This is a genomic window from Stenotrophomonas veracruzanensis (assembly GCF_032911525.1).
GTDB classification, from domain to species: Bacteria; Pseudomonadota; Gammaproteobacteria; order Xanthomonadales; family Xanthomonadaceae; genus Stenotrophomonas; species Stenotrophomonas africana.
Genome location: NZ_JAWJTI010000035.1, coordinates 22,379 through 40,215, shown reverse-complemented (window position 1 = coordinate 40,215; position 17,837 = coordinate 22,379). Strand labels below are relative to the sequence as shown.

Annotated in this window: 13 protein-coding genes; 7 read left to right on the top strand and 6 right to left on the bottom strand. The window is 67.4% G+C overall.

The features are described 5' to 3' along the window. The first annotated feature begins 423 nt into the window (after nucleotides 1-423). Genes tilS through R1H25_RS16970 form a run of 3 tightly spaced genes read left to right on the top strand, consistent with a single transcriptional unit; the run spans nucleotide 424 to nucleotide 2,875 of the window. Nucleotides 424-1,710, top strand: coding sequence for a tRNA lysidine(34) synthetase TilS (gene tilS / locus R1H25_RS16980; RefSeq protein ID WP_317224157.1), 1,287 nt, complete (start codon nucleotides 424-426; stop codon nucleotides 1,708-1,710). A gap of 36 nt (nucleotides 1,711-1,746) precedes the next feature. Further along, nucleotides 1,747-2,007 (top strand): exodeoxyribonuclease VII small subunit, encoded by a 261-nt coding sequence (locus R1H25_RS16975; RefSeq protein ID WP_005410522.1) that lies wholly within the window; start codon nucleotides 1,747-1,749, stop codon nucleotides 2,005-2,007. Continuing rightward, on the top strand, nucleotides 1,997-2,875 hold the full coding sequence (locus R1H25_RS16970) for a farnesyl diphosphate synthase (protein WP_317224156.1): 879 nt from the start codon (nucleotides 1,997-1,999) through the stop codon (nucleotides 2,873-2,875). Before R1H25_RS16975 ends, R1H25_RS16970 begins: the two co-directional genes overlap by 11 nt. Nucleotides 2,876-2,967: 92 nt before the next feature. Here the strand turns inward: R1H25_RS16970 and R1H25_RS16965 are convergent, their stop codons facing one another. Further along, on the bottom strand, nucleotides 2,968-3,339 hold the full coding sequence (locus R1H25_RS16965) for a DUF4870 domain-containing protein (protein WP_317224155.1): 372 nt from the start codon (nucleotides 3,337-3,339) through the stop codon (nucleotides 2,968-2,970). A gap of 87 nt (nucleotides 3,340-3,426) precedes the next feature. After that, complete coding sequence (gene pmbA, locus R1H25_RS16960; RefSeq protein WP_317224154.1) at nucleotides 3,427-4,794, bottom strand: metalloprotease PmbA; 1,368 nt, start codon at nucleotides 4,792-4,794, stop codon at nucleotides 3,427-3,429. A gap of 68 nt (nucleotides 4,795-4,862) precedes the next feature. On the opposite strand from pmbA, the gene yjgA reads away from it, so the two are divergent. Next, complete coding sequence (gene yjgA, locus R1H25_RS16955) at nucleotides 4,863-5,450, top strand: ribosome biogenesis factor YjgA (protein WP_049444947.1); 588 nt, start codon at nucleotides 4,863-4,865, stop codon at nucleotides 5,448-5,450. A gap of 41 nt (nucleotides 5,451-5,491) precedes the next feature. Here the strand turns inward: yjgA and tldD are convergent, their stop codons facing one another. Genes tldD through R1H25_RS16935 form a run of 4 tightly spaced genes read right to left on the bottom strand, consistent with a single transcriptional unit; the run spans nucleotide 5,492 to nucleotide 12,974 of the window. Further along, complete coding sequence (gene tldD / locus R1H25_RS16950; protein WP_317224153.1) at nucleotides 5,492-6,937, bottom strand: metalloprotease TldD; 1,446 nt, start codon at nucleotides 6,935-6,937, stop codon at nucleotides 5,492-5,494. A 60-nt stretch (nucleotides 6,938-6,997) separates the two neighbouring features. Next, on the bottom strand, nucleotides 6,998-10,855 hold the full coding sequence (locus R1H25_RS16945; RefSeq protein ID WP_317224152.1) for a YhdP family protein: 3,858 nt from the start codon (nucleotides 10,853-10,855) through the stop codon (nucleotides 6,998-7,000). Nucleotides 10,856-10,885: 30 nt separating this feature from the next. Further along, the gene (rng, locus tag R1H25_RS16940) at nucleotides 10,886-12,373 is read right to left on the bottom strand and encodes a ribonuclease G (protein WP_317224151.1); all 1,488 of its coding nucleotides are present in this window, start codon (nucleotides 12,371-12,373) and stop codon (nucleotides 10,886-10,888) included. Further along, nucleotides 12,366-12,974, bottom strand: a complete 609-nt coding sequence (locus tag R1H25_RS16935) for a Maf family nucleotide pyrophosphatase (RefSeq protein ID WP_317224150.1) — start codon at nucleotides 12,972-12,974, stop codon at nucleotides 12,366-12,368. The genes rng and R1H25_RS16935 overlap by 8 nt, the downstream gene beginning before the upstream one ends. A 131-nt stretch (nucleotides 12,975-13,105) precedes the next feature. Between R1H25_RS16935 and R1H25_RS16930 the strand changes: the two genes are divergently transcribed. From R1H25_RS16930 to R1H25_RS16920, 3 genes are all read left to right on the top strand, one after another. Further along, entirely contained in the window at nucleotides 13,106-13,843 is a 738-nt protein-coding gene (locus R1H25_RS16930) for an SIMPL domain-containing protein (RefSeq protein ID WP_049444957.1), read from the top strand. A 217-nt stretch (nucleotides 13,844-14,060) separates the two neighbouring features. Then, entirely contained in the window at nucleotides 14,061-14,711 is a 651-nt protein-coding gene (locus tag R1H25_RS16925; protein ID WP_057501209.1) for an energy transducer TonB, read from the top strand. A gap of 198 nt (nucleotides 14,712-14,909) precedes the next feature. Continuing rightward, complete coding sequence (locus R1H25_RS16920) at nucleotides 14,910-17,735, top strand: TonB-dependent receptor (RefSeq protein WP_049444961.1); 2,826 nt, start codon at nucleotides 14,910-14,912, stop codon at nucleotides 17,733-17,735. Nucleotides 17,736-17,837: the final 102 nt, after the last annotated feature.

Below are 17,837 nucleotides of genomic sequence, written 5' to 3'. Positions count from 1 at the left end.
GCCATCCATGGCGCCAACGGTCCTGCCTGCCCACACCGCCCCACCTCTGACAGATATTCGCGGCTGTTGGTAGGTGTCGACCTTGGTCGACACGACAGATCCACGCCATGCGTGGATGAATCTCGATCGACATCGAATATTTCGATATCGGAACGATCTGAGCCGAGCATGGCTCGGCTCTACAAAAAATGCCGACAGATCGCAGAAAACTGTCGAAGGCGGGGTGGGTCCGGTTGCGGGAGTGTCCGCGGCATGGATGCCGCGGCCAAGCCCCCATGGATGGGTTTACGGCGTCTCCCGCAACCGGACCCACCCCGCCATCCTTCAGGAACCCCGCTTCTGCTGTTGCTTCGGCCGTTGCTGTTGCTTGCGCCTCTGCGGGTGCAGGGCGCAGCCCTGCCGAGCAACCCTATACTTGCCGCCGTGACTGCCTTCCCTGCCCTCGTTCCGCTGGATGCGCCGCTGCTGGTGGGCTACAGCGGTGGTGTCGACTCCACCGTGCTGCTGCATTGGCTGTGGCGCTGCGCGCAAGCTTCCGGCACTGCGCTGCGCGCGGTGCACGTGCACCACGGCCTGCAGCCCGATGCGGATGGGTGGGTGCTGCACTGCCAGCAGCAATGCGACGCCTGGGGCATTGAGCTGGCCGTGCATCGCGTGCAGGTCGAGAACGGCACAGGCCTGGGCACCGAGGGTGCCGCGCGACTGGCGCGACGCGCCGCATTCGCGGCCGAGCTGCGCGACGGCGAAACGCTGGCACTGGCGCAGCATCAGGACGACCAGGCCGAGACCTTCCTGTTGCGCGCCCTGCGCGCTTCCGGCGTCGATGGCCTGGCGGCGATGTCCACGCACGGCCGCCTTGGCGAAAATCCCTTGTGGCGGCCGCTGCTGGCGGTCCCGCGCAGTGCGCTGCTCGATTACGCGCGCCACCATGTGCTGCACTGGATCGAAGACCCCAGCAATGGCGACGACCACGCCGATCGCAACTTCCTGCGCCTGCAGGTGCTGCCGCTGTTGCGCCAACGCTGGCCGCATGCCGCTGCGGCAATGGCGGGCAGCGCAGCGCATTGCGGGCAGACCCGCGAACTCCTCGATGAGGAAGACGCCGAGCTGATCGCACACCTGGAAGTCGCTCCACGCGTGCTGTCGCTGCAGCTGCTGCGCCAGGTCTCACCGGGTCGTGCCGCACGCGTGCTGCGTGCCTGGGTGGCCGGCCACGGTGCGGCACCGCTGCCGGCCACGGTGCTGCAGCAGGCGCTGGACGAGCTGCTGCCGGCCGACAACGATCGTCAGGCCCGTGTGAGCTGGCACGATCACGCGATCCAGCAATGGCGCGACCACGCCTACCTGCTGCCGGCCCGGCTGCCTGCGCTTCCCCTCGAGTGGCAGGTCGAATGGGATGGCCGCGCACCGCTGCCGCTGCCCGATGGCGGACAGCTGCGCCTGCAGGGCACCCCGGCCTTCGAACGCCCGCTGCAGGTCCGTGCACGCGTGGGCGGTGAGCGCATTCTGCTGCCCGGTCGCCAGCATTCGAAGGCGTTGAAGGACTGCCTGCAACGCGAACACCTCGCCCCGTGGCGACGCGCGCAGCTGCCGCTGATCTTTGATGGCCCGCAGTTGCTGGCCGCCGCCGACGTGGTCATCGCGGCCCCTCTGCAGGCCTGGTTGCAGGCCCATGATGCTCAGCTGCAGTGGCGTCCCGGCGGCTGGTGAATTGACCCCCGCGCGCGGCCCGTCCACACTTGCCACATGGCCAAGAAGTCCCCCGAAAACGCCTCCCCGGTTGCCCAGTTCGAGCAGTCGCTCGAATCGCTGGAACAGCTGGTGGAGCAGATGGAAACCGGCGAGCTGAGCCTGGAAGCCTCGCTCAGTGCTTACGAACGTGGCGTCGGTCTGTATCGCCAGTGCCAGCAGGCGCTGGAACAGGCAGAACTGCGCGTGCGCCTGCTCAGCGATCCGGCGCAGCCGGAAGCCTCCGAGCCCTTCGATCCGCCCAGCCATGACGGCTGAGGTTCTGTTCGCGCGCTGGCGCGACCGTATCGAAAGCCAGCTCGACGCCGCCCTGCCCTCGCCTGCCGAAGCACCGCAGCGCCTGCACCAGGCCATGCGCTATTCGGTGCTGGGCGGTGGCAAGCGCATGCGGCCGCTGCTGGTGTACGCCAGTGGCCACCTGTTCGGTGCGCAGCCGGAACATCTGGATGCGGCGGCGATGGCGGTCGAGCTGATCCACGCCTATTCGCTGGTGCATGACGACCTGCCGGCGATGGATGACGACGCGCTGCGCCGTGGCAAGCCGACCACCCACATCGCCTTCGACGAAGCTACCGCAATCCTCGCCGGCGACGCCCTGCAGACCCGTGCCTTCGGCCTGCTGGCCGATGCGCCGCTGCCGGCAACGTTGCGCGTAGCCTGCCTGCAGACCCTGGCCCACGCCTCCGGCGCGTCCGGCATGTGCGGCGGCCAGGCCCTGGACATCGATGCCACCGGCCAGCAACAGACGCTGGCGGCGCTGACCCGCATGCACGCGCTGAAGACCGGCGCGCTGATCCGCGCGGCGGTACGCATGGGCGGACTGTGCGGCCAGGCTCACGAACCGCAGTTGGCCCAGCTGGACAGCTTCGCCGACGCGCTCGGCCTGGCCTTCCAGGTCCGCGACGATATCCTCGATGTCGAGGCCAGTTCCGAGCAGCTGGGCAAGACCGCCGGCAAGGACCAGGCGCAGGACAAGAGCACCTTCCCCGCGCTGCTTGGCATGGACAGCGCAAAGGCCCAGCTGCACGAGCTCGCAGCGCGCATGCAGGCGATCCTGGCCGGATACGGCGAAGAGGCCGATGCACTGCGTGCGCTGGCGACGCTGGCAGTCGAACGCGATCATTGATCGCTGCGCGCTCGGCGGGCACCGCCCGCAGCTCGCCGCACATGAAAACGCCCGGCAGTGCCGGGCGTTTTCAGTTCCGCATGCAGCCGGTCTTACTTGATCAGGCGCAGAGTGAACGGGTAGCGGTAGGCTTCGCCGTTGTTGGCCTTCACTGCAGCGATGATGCAGAACACCAGGTTGATGACGCCGACGATCGGGGCCAGGATGCCGCCGATGATCACGATCATCAGGATGATGCTGATGACCATGGCAATGGTCACGGTGATCTGGAAGTTCAGGGCTTCCTTGGCCTGGTCGGTCACGAAGGCCTTGCCAGCATCGTCCTTGTTGATCAGCCAGATGATCAGCGCGCCGATGAAGCCGGTGAAGATGCCCAGCAGGTGCGCGGCCAGGGCCATGGTGCGCTGGTCGGCCGGGGCATCGGTGGTTGCCGGCGGCGGCGGGACGTTATCGAATTCGCTCACGACAAAACTCCTTTTCATTGGGTGGTCTTGACCCACCAGCACCAAGCTGGTTGCGTCAGGCGGGCATAGCTTACGCCATCAATGCCATCAATCATTACCGGCGATGGTCATCCGCCCCAGCAGGATCGAACCGGTCCGGATGTGCGAGCGCGGGTCGACGTCGCTGCCGACCGCCTCGATGCTGCTGAACATCTCGCGCAGGTTGCCAGCGATGGTGATGCCGTCCACCGGGTACTGGATCTCGCCGTTCTCGACGCGGAAGCCGCCGGCACCGCGCGAGTAGTCGCCGGTCACCCCGTTCACGCCCTGCCCCATCAACTCGGTCACCAGCAGACCATCGCCCATCTGCCGCGCGATCTCCTGCAGGGGGCCCGCGTTGGCGGCCAGCTGCAGGTTGTGCACGCCGCCCGCATTGGCGGTGGTCTGCAGGCCCAGCTTGCGCGCCGAATAGCTGCCCAGAACGTAGCGCTGCAGCACACCGTCACGGACCAGCGCCGAAGCACGGGTGGCCACGCCGTCGCCGTCGAAGGCGGCCGAGCGCAGGCCACGGCGCAGGTGGGGCAGTTCCTCGATCTGCATCCAGTCCGGGAACAGCTGCTGGCCAACGCTGTCCAGCAGGAAGCTGGCCTGGCGGTACAGGGCACCGCCGGACACTGCCGACAGCAGGTGGCCGACCAGGCTTCGCGCCACTTCCGGGGCAAACAGTACCGGCATGCTGCCGGTGGCCATCGAACGAGGCTGCAGGCGGGCGACGGTGCGCTCGGCGGCACGACGACCGACCAGGCCCACCTCCTCCAGATCCTCACGGGCCAGCGCGCTGGTGTACCAGCCATCGCGCTGCATGCCGTCGCCCTGGCCGGCAATCAGCGCACAGCCCACCGAATGATGGGTGCCACGCTCACGGCCGAAAAAGCCATGCGAATTGGCGTACACCGACAGGCTCTGCATGCTCGACACCGAGGCGCCGTCGGAATTGCGGATCTGCGCATCGGCCTCGCGGCCGGCGTTTTCACAGGCCAGGGCGAGGTCCACCGCCTCGTCGGCCTGCAGCGCCCAGGGGTGCCAACTGTCCAGGTCGGGGAAATCGGTCGCCATCAGCGCCGCCTCGGCCAGGCCGGCAGCCGGGTCGTCCTCGGTATGGCGGGCGATCGCGCAGGCCTGCTCGACCGTGGCGGCAAGGCTGGCCTCGTTCAGGTCGCCGGTGCTGGCGCTGCCCTTGCGTTGGCCAAAATAGACGGTGACGGCGATACCGCGGTCACGGGTGGACTGCACGGTCTCAACTTCGCCAAGGCGGACATTGACCTCCAGGCCACGGTCCTCGCTGCAGCTGACCTCTGCCTGGCTGGCGCCCAGCGCACGGGCACGGTCGAGCAGCTGCTGGGAGAGGTCGGCCAGCCGTTCCAGCCGGGCCGGGCTGTCGTCGCCGACAGCGACTTCAGGGGCGATCACGTTCAATGCTTTATCCTGTACGGGTTGGGCCCGGCATCACGCCGGGCGACTTTTTTTGAGATCAGGTAGGAACGATGCGCGGACGCGACGAAGAAACCGGTGAATTCCACGACAAGAGCCGCAGCCAGAACCGGCGCGACGCGCTCGACGTCCTGGCCCTGGGCGAGAAGCTGGTGTCGTTGACCCCCGCCCAGCTGGCGCGCCTGCCGATCCCGGAAGACCTGCTGCCGCATATCGCCGAGTGCAAGCGCATCACCGCCCACATCGCCCACAAGCGCCAGCTGGCGTTCCTGGCCAAGCACATGCGCCGCGAAGAAGACGCCACGCTGGATGCGATCCGCGATGCGCTGGACGCCAACAGTGAAACCGGCCGCCGCGAAGTGGCGATGATGCACCGCGTGGAAGACTGGCGCGAGCGCCTGTTGGCCGAAGGTGACAAGGCGCTGGCCGCCCTGCTGGACGATTACCCGCAGGCCGACCGCCAGCAGCTGCGCACGCTGGTGCGCAACGCGCAGGCCGAGAAGGCGAAGAACAAGCCGCCGCGCGCCTACCGCGAGATCTTCCAGGTGCTGCGCGCGCTGATGCTGCCGGCCGCGCTGGGCCTGAAGGCCGGCGCCGAAGGCGCCGACCCCGTCGAGACCGACGAAGCCGACGAGGACTGAGTCCGCGCCCGCCTGGGCGGTGGCACTGGCCATCGCCCGGCTCAGGCCTGGGTACCGCCGACGGTGATGCCCTCGATCAACAGCGAGGGCTGGCCGACACCCACGGGCACGCTCTGCCCATCCTTGCCGCAGATGCCCACGCCCTCGTCCAGGGCCAGGTCGTTGCCGACCATGCGCACCTTCTGCATGGTTTCCGGACCGTTGCCGATCAGGGTCGCGCCTTTCACCGGTGAGGTGATGCGGCCATCCTCGATCAGGTAGGCCTCGGTAGCCGAGAACACGTACTTGCCGCTGGTGATGTCGACCTGGCCGCCGCCGAAGTTGACCGCGTACAGGCCCTTCTTCACCGAACGGATCATCTCCTGCGGGTCGTGCTGGCCGGCACGCATGTAGGTGTTGGTCATGCGCGGCATGGTCATGTGCGCGAACGATTCGCGGCGGCCATTGCCGGTCGGCGCCACACCCATCAGGCGCGCATTGAGGCTGTCCTGCATGTAGCCGACCAGGATGCCGTCCTCGATCAGCGTCGTGCACTGGCTGGGATGCCCCTCGTCGTCGATGTTCAACGAACCACGGCGTCCGTCCAGCGTGCCGTCATCGACGATCGTCACGCCCGGGGCGGCAACGCGCTCGCCGATGCGGCCCGCGTAGACGCTGGTTCCCTTGCGGTTGAAGTCGCCTTCCAGGCCATGGCCAACCGCTTCATGCAGCAGCACGCCAGGCCAGCCCGGGCCCAGTACCACCGGCATCACGCCGGCCGGTGCCGGTACCGCTTCAAGGTTCACCAGCGCCTGGCGCAGCGCCTCACGGGCGAAGGCTTCCGGGCGGCCGTCGGCGAACAGCTCCTCATAGCCATAGCGGCCACCGCCACCGGCATAGCCGGACTCGCGCCGGCCGTTGTGCTCGACGATCACCTGCACGTTCAGGCGCACCAGCGGACGCACGTCGGCGCCCAGCACGCCGTCGCTGCGGGCGATCAGCACCGTGTCGACGCCACCGGACAGGCTGACCATCACCTGCTTCACGCGCGGGTCGGCGGCCCGCAGGTAACCGTCCAGGCGCTTGAGCACTTCGACCTTGGCTTCGTTGCCGATGCCGTCGATCGGGTCCAGCGCCGGATACAGCGCGCGCGCATTGCCCCGCAGCAGCGAACGCCCGGTCTGGGCGCCACCTTCGCGCGAAATCGCACGTGCGGACTGCGCCGCAGCCAGCAGCGCATCGGCATGGATGTCATCGGAGTAGGCGAAGCCGGTCTTCTCGCCGGAAATCGCGCGCACACCCACGCCCTGCTCGATGGAATGGGCACCGTCCTTGACGATGCCATCCTCCACGCTCCAGCTCTCGCGGCGGGCGTGCTGGAAATAAAGGTCACCAAAGTCCACACCGGGGCCGAGCAAATGCCCGAAGGTGCGCTCCAGGCCAGCGGTATCCAGGCCACCAGGGCGCAACAGGCGGTCTTGGGCAAGCGTCAGGGCGATATCAGTCATGGTCCTCGATCTGGGGATTCGGGGGCGCTCAGGCAAGCCCCGTGAACGGGAACACCATGCTCAGCGTGAACGCGAGCGTGGCAGGTCGGTCACCGTCGGCGGAACCGCCGGCGCCGGTGTGGGTGCGGGCGGTGTCTTCTCGCGGCTGCGTTCGATCACTTCCACCTTCGGCTCCTTCCATGGACCGGTCACCTTGTAGGTGCGGGCGCCGATTTCGCCCAACGGTTTGGACAATACCGCATTGGTGGCGGCGCCGAGTGCCGCACCTACCGGGCCACCCGCCACCGCGCCGACCACGGTCAGCAGGTTGCCGGCGCGCGGGTTGACGTCGATGGTCTGGTCGAACTGCTGGTTGCGCAGGTCGGCCTGGCCGCGGATGGTGATGTTCGCCGCCGGACCCTCGATCAGCACTTTGTCGGTACGGGCCATGCCCTGGCCGAACTGCACGCTGCCATCGACCTGGTTGAACGCAAAGCCCTTGGAGAAGAAATCGCGGAAGTCGAACATCAGGCGCCGCGGCAGCTGCGCGACACTGAGCAGGCCGAGCACTCGACCTGCGCCGGGCTCCAGCTCCAGCAACTGGCCGTTGCGCGCGTGCAGATCGAGCCGGCCCTGCAGAGTGGCCAGCTGGAAGTCCGAGGGGCCGCCGCTCCACGAGGCCTGCAGCTGGGCCTGACCGGAGCCGCCGCGCAGCTGGCCACCGTAGTCCAGGTTCTGCATCAGGCCGCCCAGGTCTTCACTGCGCACCTGTGCGGTCAGCTCGGTGCGGGCACCGCCGGTGCGGCCCAGCCAGCGACCGCTGATGTCGATCTCCTGGTCCGGCGCACGGAAGCGCAGCTCGTCCACGTTCAGGCCATTGGCCAGCGGCCGCGTACGCAGCACCGCCTGGCCGAGTACGACCTTGCCGAACTGCAGATCGGCAATGTCCAGCGCGAACGGCGGCAGCTTTGCCGGATCCATGTCGTTGGCGCCGGCCTGTACCCGCGCGGGCGCAGCCGGTGCACCCGGTGCGGCCGGCAGCGACTGCCAGTGCACACGGTCGAGCTGGCCGCTGATGGTGCCGCCCTCTGCATTGGGAACAGTCAAACGGCCTGCCAGCGACGGCCCATCCAGGCGTACATCCAGCGCCTGCGGGCCCGGCTGCAGTTTCAGCCGCGTCTGCTCGAAGACGCCGCCGATCAGCATCAATTTGCCGACCTGCACGTCCACCGCACGCAGCGGCATGCCGTCATCGTCCCCGCCTCCACGCGCCAGGCTGATCCACTCCAGCGCATCCAGGGTCGGGCTGCGGCCGTTGACGGTCAGCCCGCTCGGTGGCGGCTCACGGTCGACGTGGTCGCTGCCGAGCGTGACCTGTACACCGGTCTGGTTGTTGTGGCTGCGCGCGGCCAGGGCCAGACGCTGGCCAAAGGCCACGTCGATGCGGCCAGCCCCCATCGGCAGCTGCGCGGCCACGGTGGTCGCCAGCGGTTCGGCGGCCGGCTTGTCCAGCGGCGCCGGCAGATCCAGGCGGGTGCCCACCAGATCCGAACTCAGGCGCAGTTCGCTGGGCGGCGCAGGCGCCCCGGGAGCGACCTTGGGCAGGTTGACCGCGATCGTCCATGGGGAGGTACCGGTGATGTAGGGCTTGAGCCAGGCCATCTCCGGTGCGCGGTCGATCAGCACGCCAGCATCAAGCGTGGCCGACAGCTTCGATTCGAAGGCCAGTTTGCTGTCGTGCACGTAGCCACCGGCACGCAGGCTCAGGCGGCCGTCCTGGCCGAGGTGGCGCACCGCCAGTTCCTCGGCGCCGAAACCGCCGTTGCTGTAGCGCGCCTGCCCGTGCATGTTGTCGAAGGCGAGCTGGAAACGCTTGTCCACCAGCTTCACGCCGGCCAGATCGACTGTCCCCTGCAGGTGACCGCCACCTTCATCGTGATGCAGCGGCTGCAGCAGATCGAAGGTCACATGCGCCGGGCCAGCAGCGGTGAGGTTGTCCAGGGTATCGCCGTATTCCTTGTGCAATGGGCTCTGCCGCAGCATTGCCAGCAGTCTGCCGGCCTCGCTCTGCGCATCGGCACGCACGTACAGAGGCTGCTGCCCGAAGTCCTGGATGCCCGCCTCGAATTTCTGCACCGCTACACCGGCCAGGTCGCCGCGCCCATGCATGTCGAAGCCGGGGCCGATGAAGGCGATATCGGCATCGACCTGGCTCATCAGCGGCCAGTCGTGCTGGAAGCGGATGTCGCCGTTGGTGATGTGGCCGGTGGCCTCGAAGCGGCCATCGTTGTTGTCGAACGGCCAGTCGTCCAGGTCACCGCTGACCAGGCCGATGCCATTTCGCACCTGGCCGCCGGCCAGCGCCATGTCCAGCCAGTCGGTGGCGCCCTTGCTCATCCTGGAGTGGATCCAGAAGCGCTTGGCCGCCGTCATCGGCACATCGTCCAGCTTGGCCGCCAACTGCAGCCAGGGCCGCGTGCCGTCGCCCTGGAACCAGACACCACCGCGCACATCGGCCGCGTAGTCGGTGCCTTCCACACGCATCGCCGCAGTGCCGATACGCCAGCCACCGCCCTCGTCACGCCAGCCCACGATCTGTCCAGCCAGGTGCAGGTCATGCCGCACGCCAAAGCCGGTGGGCCAATCGAACTGCAGCTGCCGTTGCGGTTGCAGCTGCAGGCTGAAGCCATCGGCGTCGCCCTCGAAATGTCCCCCCAGGCCGCGCAGACCCGGAGAATTGCCAACGCTGGCAAAGCCCAGCGACTGCAGCTCGCCCTGTGCCCGCAACGGGCCATCACGTTCGCCGGCCAGTTGCAGCGCTCGCACATCCAGCTGCGGTTTGGACAGGAACAACCAATGGCGCAGGCCTGGCTCGAGGCGATCACTCAGCGCCAGCGCACGCAGCGCCGTACCGGCCTGTACTTCGCCGGAACTCACCCGCAGCTGCCTGCCAACCTGCAACTGCAGGCCATCGAGCTGTTGTTCGCCGTCTTCGGTCTTCAAACGAAGGCGCGGTACCTGCAGCGCCCAACCCTCGGCCTGGCGCTGCCAGCGCAGGCGCGCCTGCAAGCGCTGCAGCTGCAACTGCGGCGTTGCCACGTCGGGCATCGGTGCACCGTCGATGCGCACGTCACGCAGGTCCGAATCGGTGGTCAGCGCCACCGGCGCGAAGTCGCGCAGGGTCAGCCACAGGTTCAGCTCACCCTTGCCTTCGCGCAGGCGCACGCCACCCGCTGCCAGCAACGGCGACCAGGCATGGAAATCAACAGGATCGGCACCCAGCCAGGCCTGGCCGTTGCCGCGCGTGCGGTCCACGTCCAGCACTGCGGTCAGCGGCAGGGCATCGGTCTGCGCCCAGGCACGCACGCCCACACGCAGGCGGTCGCCATTGACGCGCAGGCGCAGATCGATTCGCGGCAGGGTGGTATCGATACCCAGTCCCGGTGCATGCACACCCAAGCGGCCATCGATCACCTGCAGCTCGCCCAGCCGGCGCAGCGCCTCCAGCGGGTCACCGCCCGTGTCTGACTTCGGCAGGCCGCGCACCGACCAGCGGCCGTCCTCGCCCTGCTGCAGGTCCAGCGCCAGGCCACGCAGGCGCAGCTCGGTCAGCGAGCGACCAGGCAGCATCCCGCTGTACATCGACACCAGCACTTCGGCTTCACCGATGGCCAGGCCCTGGCCCGCGCCGATGCGCAGGCCCTTCAGCTGCAGCAATGGACCGCGTCGGGTCCAGGCAGTGTGCAACTGGTCAAAACGTACCGGCTGGCCGGCACGCTCGCTCAGCCAGGCGGCAATCTTCCCGGGATGACGCTCGGCCAGCGGCAGCAGCTGGCTGAGCGTGCCCACCAGCAGTGCAAGCCCGACCAGGCCCACCGCACAGGCGGCAATGATATGACGGCGGATCCTTCGCAGTCGCAGGCGCGGCGGCGCGCTCATCGGCCACCGCCGGCCTGCAGCCGGCGAGGGTCAGAGCAGAACAACATCGAATTGCTCCTGCAGGTACTGCTCGTCCGCCTGGAAGCGGATGCTCTTGCCGAGGAATTCTTCCAGCTCGGCCACCGCCGAAGACTCCTCGTCGGTAATGCGCGCAACGACCTTGGTCGAAGCGATCACCAGCAGGCGCGCCGCATCGAACTGGCGCACCGCGCGGGTGATCTCGCGGAAAATCTCGTAGGTCACCGTCTCGGTGGTCTTGATGCTGCCACGGCCACTGCACTGCGGGCAGGTTTCCGACAGCTGGCGCTCCAGGCTTTCCACCGTGCGCTTGCGGGTCATCTCCACCAGGCCCAGCGGTGAGAAGTCGTACACCGTGGTCTTGGCATGGTCACGGGCCAGCGCCTTTTCCAGGGTACGCAGCACCTGGCGGCGATGCTCGGCATCGTCCATGTCGATGAAATCGATGATGATGATGCCGCCCAGGTTGCGCAGCCGCAGCTGCCGCGCCACTGCCTGCGCCGCTTCCAGGTTGGTGCGGAACACCGTCTCTTCCAGGTTGCGCTGGCCGAGGAACGAACCGGTGTTCACGTCGATGGTGGTCATCGCCTCGGTCTGGTCGATCACCAGGTAGCCGCCGGATTTCAGCGGCACCTGCTTGTCCAGCGCGCGGCCGATCTCGTCCTCCACGCCGAACATGTCGAAGATCGGCCGGTCACCCGAATACAGTTCCAGCTTCTCGGCCAGCACCGGCATGTACTTGGCCACGAAGGCCTGCAGCTGCGCGAAGGTTTCCTTGGAGTCCACCTTCACCTTGTCCACGTCCTTGCGGATCAGGTCGCGCACCGAACGCAGCGGCAGGCTCAGGTCCTCATAGATGTTGCTGCACGAGGCCGCTTCCCGGCCACGGCGCTCGACCACGTTCCAGACACGCGACAGGTAGGCGATGTCCTCGGCAATGGCCTCGGCCGGCTGGCCTTCGGCATTGGTGCGCACGATGTAGCCGTAGCCACCGTGCTGGGCCGACAGCTCGGTCACCAGCGCCTTCAGCCGCGCCCGCTCGCCTTCATCCTCGATGCGCGCCGACACGCCCACCACCTTGGACTGCGGCAGCAGCACCATGTAACGCGAGGGGATGCTGATCTGCGTGGTCAGGCGCGCGCCCTTGGTACCGATCGGATCCTTCACCACCTGCACCACGATGTCCTGGCCGTCGCGCAGCAGCTCGACGATCGGCACGCTGGACGGCGGCGGCAGCGTGGTGTTCTCGGTGTCCGCACTGGCCACCGGCGCCGGTCGCACCACGTCGTTGGCGTGCAGGAACGCGGCGCGCTCCAGCCCGACCTCGACGAAGGCCGCCTGCATGCCGGGCATGACGCGCTGCACCTTGCCCTTGTAGATGTTGCCGACCACACCCCGGCGCCAGCCGCGCTCGATGTGCAGCTCCTGCAGCATGCCGTTTTCGATCACGGCGACCCGGGTCTCGCGCGGGGTCACATTGACCAGGATTTCCTCAGACATCGGCAGCCTCCCTGGCGGCATCAGCAGTGGGGGCCGGCACGCCGCAGCGCGCCAGCAGACGATCGGTGTGCAGCAGCGGCAGTCCCATCACGCCGGAGTAGCTGCCGGAAAGATGTTCGATCCAGCGTTCGGCCCCGCCCTGGATGGCGTAGGCCCCGGCCTTGTCCAGCGGCTCGCCGGTGGCCACGTAGATGGCGATGTCGGTGGCGCTGATCGGCGCAAAGGTCACTTCGGAAATGACCAGCTCGCTGTCCAGGCCGTCGGCACCGACCACCACCACTGCGGTCATCACCTGATGGGTGCGCCCGGCCAGCCGCGCCAGCATCGCCCGCGCGTCGGCGGCATCGGCCGGCTTGCCGAACACTTCACCGTCCAGCACCACCTCGGTATCCGAGCCGAGCACACGCGCCTGTGGGTCATCGGCCAGCACCCGGGCCAGCCCGGCGCGCGCCTTGTCGGCGGCGACACGGCATACATACTGTTCGGCGCTTTCAGCGGGCGCGCGCTGCTCGACAACCTCCAGGTCCAGGGCCTGGAAGGGGCGTCCGAGTCGGGCCAGCAACTGGTTGCGTCGGGGGGAGCGGGAAGCAAGATAGAGCATCGGCACAGCATAACCTGAGGCCGCCACCTGAATCGTCGGCAACCCGTTCCGGAACGCGTGCAACCCCGAATGGGCTCACAGCGCGTTCATCGCTACGACACCACCCTCAACGGCACAACAAGGAGTTCTCCATGCGCCTGACCGCCACCCCGCTGCTGCTTGCCCTGTCCCTCGCCCTTGGAACCTCGATGACTGCCCATGCCGCCCCGTCGTCGCCGTCGGTCGCCGCCCCGGCCGAAGGCACCCTGCTGAACATCTCGGCCAATGCCGAAGCCACCCGCGTGCCGGACGTGGCCACCCTGTCGGCCGGCGTGGTCACCCAGGCGGCCGATGGCAACAGCGCCATGCGCCAGAACGCCCAGCAGATGGACAAGGTGCTGGCCGCGATCAAGGCCGCCGGCATTGCCGAGCGGGACGTGCAGACCAGCGGCGTCAGCCTCAATCCGCAGTACCGCTATGCCGACAACGAAGCACCGAAGATCACCGGCTACCAGGCCAGCAATACGGTCAGCCTGAAGGTGCGCGACATCGCCAAGCTCGGCAAGGTGCTGGACGCACTGGCTGCGCAAGGTGCCAACCAGATCAATGGCCCCAGCTTCGAGATCGACCAGCCGGAGCCGGTCTATGACGAAGCCCGCCTGGCCGCGCTGAAGAAGGCCCAGGCCCGCGCCCAGACCTATGCGAAGTCGCTGGGCCTGCAGGTGCGCCGCATCGTCAGCATCTCCGAGAACAGCAATGGCGGCTTCCGTCCGATGCCGATGATGCGGGCGATGTCGGCCGGCGCCGCGATGGACAAGGCGACCCCGGTCGCGCCGGGCGAATCGACCGTCTCGGTCAACCTGGATGTAGTGTTCGAACTGGGTCGCTGATCCCGTTTGCCACTGCCGACAAGGGCGGATCCCGCAGGGGATCCGCCTTTTTTCATGCCTGCGGCCGGCGCTCGCTGAAGGCCAGCCCAACGATACGGACCCTGCCTCTAGGCAGTAGCGGCTCCATCGCGCTACTGATGCACTGCCAGCCGCGTGCGGCAACCCCGCCACGGGCCCTGGTGCGTTGAGGACTTCGTCACTGGCATGGAGGTGGACCATGGTTCGTACGTATCCCGTTGCATCCCCGCACTTCGACCCCGCCCGCGTTGCCGCCTGGAGCGCGGCCATCGCCCTGCATCTGCTCGCGTTCCTGTTGCTGCTGATCCCCGCGACCTACCAGGCTGTGCAGGTTCCGCGTGACAAGACCACGGTACGGCTGATCGAGAAGACCCCGCCACCGCCCCCTCCGCCGGTACTGGTGGAACCGAAGGAGGTCGCGCGGGTGGTGCCGAAGCCGCATGCGCAGCCGGTAGCGCCGCCCCTGCCCGCTCCCACTGCAACCGTGGAGGAAACCCAGGGCATCGCATTGCCGGCAGCCGAACCGTCCCCGCCGCAGCTCGCACCAGGCATCGACAGCTCGACACCGCTGTCCGGAGCACAGCTGCAGTACCGCAGTGCACCGCCACCGACCTATCCGCTGCCGGCCCTGCGCAATCATGAGCAGGGCACGGTGCTGCTGCGGGTGGAAGTCGACAGCAGCGGGCAGCCGGTCGCGGTCAGCATCGAGCGCAGCAGTGGCTCGCGCAGCCTGGACCAGGCCGCGCGTCAGCAAGTGCTCAAGCGTTGGCGCTTCGAACCGGCCCAGCGCGATGGCGTAGCAGTGCCGGCCATCGGGCTGGTACCGGTGCAATTCTCGCTACCGGACTGATTGTCCAGGGCCGGCCCGGCCACCTGCCGGGCCGGCCCGCACCGCCGAAGTGCCAAACTCGGCAAAGTTTGGATTCAACGTTACGGATTAAGCAAAATTTCACTACTTCGTCACCCGTCGGAAACCTAGATTGGCCCGTCCCGGCCCCCTTCCGGAGACAGCCCTCAACGCTACGGTTTTCCAGTTAGGAGAGAAGCTGTGAAACACCTGATCCAACGGCCCGCCAGCCGCCGCCGCACCACCCTGGCATCGTCCATCACCCACATCCTTACCGGCGGCACCCTGCTGCTGGTTGGCGCCGTGGCTTCCACCTCCGCCTTCGCGCAGGAGAAGGCCACCAACCTGGACCGCATCACGGTTACCGGTTCGAACATTCCGCGCACCAACACCGAAACACCGTCCCCGGTGCAGGTGGTGACCCGCCAGGAAATCGACCGAACCGGCAAGACCACGGTCGCCGAATACCTGCAGACCCTGACCGCCGACGGTTCCGGCTCGATCCCGAAGACCTTCGGCAACGGCTTTGCCGGCGGTGGCGCCGGCATCTCGCTGCGCGGCCTGGGCGCGGGCTCGACCCTGGTCCTGCTGAACGGCCGCCGCATGGCCACCTACGGCCTGGCCGATGACGGCCAGAAGGTCTTCACCGACCTGAGCACCATCCCGCTCGACGCCGTTGAACGCGTGGAAGTGCTGAAGGATGGCGCCTCGGCGATCTATGGCTCCGATGCCATCGCCGGCGTGGTCAACATCATCCTGCGCAGTGATTTCCAGGGCGCGATCCTGCGTGCCTCCTACGGCACCTCCGGTGACGGCGACGGCAACGCCAAGAAGGCCACCCTGACCGCCGGTACCGGCGACCTGGCCACCGACGGCTGGAACGCGTTCTTCAGCCTGGACGTTGGCAAGACCGACGCGATCAAGATCAGTGATCGCAAGAACCGCAAGTGGATCGGCACGGGCGACATCCGTCCGTGGGGCTATGGCAACAACGCCCAGTTCCTCGGCGGCGCCTACCTCAACAACCGCACCAGCGGTGGCGTGGGTCCGAACGGCTCGGTATTCGACGACCGCGTCCCGCCGGGCACCTCGGCCCAGCTCGTGCCGCTGCCCGGCTGCCAGGGCCTGACCACCATCCCGGGCCAGACCGATGCCTCGGTGGCCGCACAGGGCTGCCTGTGGGATCCGAACCAGCTGTACCGTGATCTGACCCCGGAAGAGAAGTACGTCAACGTGTTCGGCCGCGCCAGCTTCGCCTTCGGTGAAGGCGGCGAGATCTACACCGAGATCGGCTACTCGAAGAAGGAAACGATCTTCAGCAACACGCCCTCCGGCGTGTCCGGCAGCTGGGGCTATCCGCTTGGCCCGCGCAATGCCAGCAGCGGCCCGGGCGCCGTGGTGCTGTCGCCGACCCATCCCGACAACCCGATTCCGGGCCAGGCCTCGCGCCTGCGCTACTCGGCCTGGGATGTCGGCCCGCGCGTGACCAACAACACCAACGAGTTCAATCGCTTCCTGGTCGGCGTCAAGGGCAATTGGGGTGACTGGAGCTACGACACCGCCTACCTGCACTCCGGCACCGATCTGGTCAACAAGCGTACCGGCTTCCTGCGCTACAGCGCCGTGCAGTGCGCGCTGGGCAACCCGAACTGTGCCGGCGGCGTGTGGCGTATTGGCGACAATGCCAACCTCAATTCACAGGCACTGTACGACTACATTTCGCCGACCATCAGCGCACGCGCCAAGTCCAGCCTGGACATGTTCGACTTCACCGTATCGCGCAGCCTGATGGACCTGAAGGGGGGTCCGCTGGGCCTGGCGATCGGTACCGAGTGGCGCAAGACCAGCAACAGCCTGAGCCCGCAGACCTACACCGACCAGGGTGACATCATCGGCCTGGGCTACTCGGCCTACGACGGTACGCAGAATGTCTACGCCGGCTACGTTGAACTGTCGGCACCGGTGCTGGAGCAGCTGGAACTGTCCGGCGCGCTGCGTTACGACAAGTACGAAAGTGGCGAAGGCAAGGCGACGCCGAAGCTGGGCATCAAGTGGACGCCGGCCGACTGGATCGCACTGCGCGCCAGCTACGCAGAAGGCTTCCGCGCCCCCAACCCGGCCGAGAACGGCGACGGTGGCCTGGCCGCCTTCTCCAACGCCCGCGATCCGGTGCGCTGCGCCGCCAGCCCGCCGGCCGATGTCGGCACCAACTGCAGCTCGCGTCCGGTTGCAATCATCACCCGCCCCAACAAGGACCTGAAGCCGGAGGAATCCAAGAGCTACTCGGTGGGCATCGTGCTGCAGCCGACCCCCACCACCTCGATGACCGTCGATGCCTGGCAGATCAAGCGCACCAACGAGATCGCCCAGGGCTCCACGGCCGATGCCATCGCCGCCGGCAATGTGCTGCGTGACATCGACCTGATCAACGGCATCGCTGGCACCGGCAGCATCCTGGCGGTCAACACCGCGTACATCAATGCCGCCTCCACCCGCGTGCGCGGTATCGATACCGATATCCGCCAGACCTTCGATATCGGCCCGGGCCAGCTGGAAATGGATCTGCAGTGGAGCCATGTGCTGAAGTACGAGCGCACCGACTCCGACCAGACCTTCGACTATGCAGGCACCCACGGCAACTGCGACGTGACCAACTGCATCGGTACGCCGAAGGATCGCATCAACTTCGGTACCACCTGGCGCCAGGGTCCGTGGAGTGTGAGCGGCGTTGCCAACTACATCTCCAAGATGGACAACAAGGATTTCCGTGGCCCGGACGGTTCGTACCAGTTCTCGTACGCCGACGGTACCGACGTCACCAAGATCTCCTCGTTCACCACCTTCGACCTGTCCGGCCGCTGGAACATCACCGAAGCCTTCGAACTGAATGCATCGGTGCAGAACGTGTTCGATCGCATCGCTCCGCTCGACCCGACCACCTACGGTGGCGTGAACTACAACCCGCTGCACTTCAGCGGCGCCATCGGCCGTTACTTCACTGTCGGCGCCAAGTACACCTTCAAGTAATACCGCTCAACGCACCACCGTCGAAGGCCCGGGCACCTGCCCGGGCCTTCGTCGTTGTGCGCCTTGCAGGCATGTTCACGGGCCCACCGCTACCGTGTGCAC

Excerpts from the sequence above, each read along its gene's own strand:
- R1H25_RS16975 (WP_005410522.1), top strand. The coding sequence starts at position 1,747 with ATGGCCAAGAAGTCCCCCGAAAACGCCTCCCCGGTTGCCCAGTTCGAG.
- R1H25_RS16970 (WP_317224156.1), top strand. The coding sequence starts at position 1,997 with ATGACGGCTGAGGTTCTGTTCGCGCGCTGGCGCGACCGTATCGAAAGC.
- yjgA (WP_049444947.1), top strand. The coding sequence starts at position 4,863 with ATGCGCGGACGCGACGAAGAAACCGGTGAATTCCACGACAAGAGCCGC.
- tldD (WP_317224153.1), bottom strand. The coding sequence starts at position 6,937 with ATGACTGATATCGCCCTGACGCTTGCCCAAGACCGCCTGTTGCGCCCT.
- R1H25_RS16945 (WP_317224152.1), bottom strand. The coding sequence starts at position 10,855 with ATGAGCGCGCCGCCGCGCCTGCGACTGCGAAGGATCCGCCGTCATATC.
- rng (WP_317224151.1), bottom strand. The coding sequence starts at position 12,373 with ATGTCTGAGGAAATCCTGGTCAATGTGACCCCGCGCGAGACCCGGGTC.
- R1H25_RS16935 (WP_317224150.1), bottom strand. The coding sequence starts at position 12,974 with ATGCTCTATCTTGCTTCCCGCTCCCCCCGACGCAACCAGTTGCTGGCC.
- R1H25_RS16930 (WP_049444957.1), top strand. The coding sequence starts at position 13,106 with ATGCGCCTGACCGCCACCCCGCTGCTGCTTGCCCTGTCCCTCGCCCTT.
- R1H25_RS16925 (WP_057501209.1), top strand. The coding sequence starts at position 14,061 with ATGGTTCGTACGTATCCCGTTGCATCCCCGCACTTCGACCCCGCCCGC.